The organism is Mycobacterium sp. (assembly GCF_050701675.1).
GTDB lineage: Bacteria > Actinomycetota > Actinomycetes > Mycobacteriales > Mycobacteriaceae > Mycobacterium.
The window spans coordinates 1-2,080 of the sequence record NZ_JBOGDD010000294.1; the positions used below are offsets into that span (position 1 = coordinate 1).

The following is a 2,080-nucleotide window of genomic DNA, read 5'->3' on the forward strand; positions in this document are numbered from 1 at the left end:
TCCTTCCACACCAGCCAGGGCGCGGCGACCTTGGCGGTCACCGTCATTCAGATCGGCTACGCCATCGGCCTGGTGCTGCTGCTGCCGATGGGGGATTTGATCGAGAACCGGCGGTTGACGTCAGCGATGCTCATCGTGACGGCAGTGGCACTGATTGTCGCCGGTTCGGCCCAGGGACTCGGGGTCTTTCTGGCGGCATCGGTGATCATCGGGGTGACCTCGGTGGTCGCGCAAATCCTGATCCCGTTTGCCGCGCACCTCGCTCCGGAGGCCAGTCGGGGTCGAATCGTGGGCTGGATCGGCAGCGGTCTACTGCTCGGGATACTGCTGGCCCGAACGCTTTCCAGCCTGGCTGCGGCGGCATGGGGCTGGCGCGCCATCTTCTTCATCTCTGCCGGGCTCGTGGTGGTCATGGCGTTCGTCCTCCTGCGTCTACTTCCGGCCCGTAGGCCCGACCACACCGGTAGCTACCTGACGTTGATGGCCTCGGTGCTCGACCTGGTGCGAACGCAGCCGCGGTTGCGACGACGCACGGTGTGCCAGGCGCTGATGTTCGCCGCGTTCAGCGCCTACTGGACCGGTATCAGCTATCAACTGATAACCACGCACGGTTTCAGTCAGGCTCAGATCGGGCTGTTCGCCTTGGTGGGTGCGGTGGGCGTCGTCGCCGCACCGGTGGCGGGCCGCATCGCCGATCGCGGAGATCGATTCGTCAGCGGCATCGCGCTTCTCATCGGCGTCGTCGCGATGTTGCTGTCCCGTTTCGGCTCGGGCAGCGTGATCTTGCTCGGCCTCGCCGCAGTGCTGCTCGACATCGCGATGACAGCGCATCAGGTCCTCAGCCAACGCGAGATCTACGAGCTGCGCCCGGATGCGCGGGCTCGCATCAACACCGTGTACATGGGGGGCGTGTTCGCGGGCGGCGCGCTTGGGTCCGCCCTTGCAGGCGTCCTGTACAGCGGGTCCGGGTGGAACGGCATCGCGAACGTCGGCATCGCCCTGCTCGCGCTGTCGTTCGTGCTGTGGGCCTTCGGTCGTTTCGGGAGTCGGGGCCGTCGACCGCCCCGCCCTTCTACGAACACCCCAGTGATCAGCGGAGTCCAGAAGCCCGGCGAAAGGCCGACGGCGTGTGGCCGTAGGTCTGCTTGAACGCCGCACTGAAGTGGCTGTGGCTGGAAAACCCCAAAGTCAAGGCCAATTCGGTGACGTCGTCATATTCGCCCAACAGATCCAATGCTCGCGCCAACCGTAGCTTCAACTGATACCGGTACAGCGGTGTGCCCTCGACTCGCTGGAACACTTCGGTCAGATACGTTGGTGACACGCCGACTTCGGCGGCGAGGTCAGCGAGGGTCCGCCTGCACCGCAGATCCGATGACACCACGAGTTTCGCGTGATCGACCAACCTTCGACTCGTCTCAGTGATTGGCCTGGTGCCCGAAAAACGTTGTCCCACAGCGTGGCGGATGAGGTCAAGTGTCAACGTCTCCGCCTCCAGGCCCTCGATCGTCCTGAGCCGCAGGCGATGTCGAAGGACGGCCGCGCGAGCCTGAGCGTGTGCGTCGACGCGCAGGCGCGGCCGGTTGAGCGTCGCGCGACCGCTGTTCTGCAGCAACTCGGTCGGCAACAGTTCCATCAGCGTGGCCGGACTGACCCCGATCGACAGTGACGAATCGCCGCCGCCCACGGGATGGCTGACCCGGTAGGGCTCGTCATCGTTGATGACGACGACCTGGCTCGCGTCGGCGATCGATTCCTTGCGCCCAACGTGATGAACGTAGACACCGCGATAGGGGAACACGAAGTGTGTCGCCGATGCGCATTCTTCTGGGCTTTCGTCGCCAGTGGCGCCAGGGCACTTCACGTCCCATACTGCCACGGTGTCCGTGGCCAACAGGGGCGTGGCTGCGAAGTCAGCCACGGCGACGTCGATCCTTCGCCGGATCGTCCCTGGGCGAGTGATCGACGATCAGTGGCCATCTGGTTGCCTTCATCGTCTGGTCCAACGTCTCGTGCGGCTGCTGACATTCCAGTGACCTAGGCGAGCCGTGTGGTCGGCAAGAGAGCTGAAGATTCTGAC

2 protein-coding genes are annotated in these 2,080 nt (G+C 64.6%); one reads left to right on the forward strand and one right to left on the reverse strand.

All coding sequences use genetic code 11. From position 1 onward, the window contains the following. Positions 1-1,149 (forward strand): MFS transporter (locus ACRDUX_RS08715; RefSeq protein WP_526412954.1); only part of this gene is annotated, 1,149 nt, incomplete at its 5' end. Here the strand turns inward: ACRDUX_RS08715 and ACRDUX_RS08720 are convergent. Continuing rightward, positions 1,091-1,921, reverse strand: coding sequence for a helix-turn-helix transcriptional regulator (locus tag ACRDUX_RS08720; protein ID WP_526412957.1), 831 nt, complete (start codon positions 1,919-1,921; stop codon positions 1,091-1,093). The two genes, ACRDUX_RS08715 and ACRDUX_RS08720, sit on opposite strands and share 59 nt — an antisense overlap. Between the last annotated feature and the right edge of the window lie 159 nt (positions 1,922-2,080).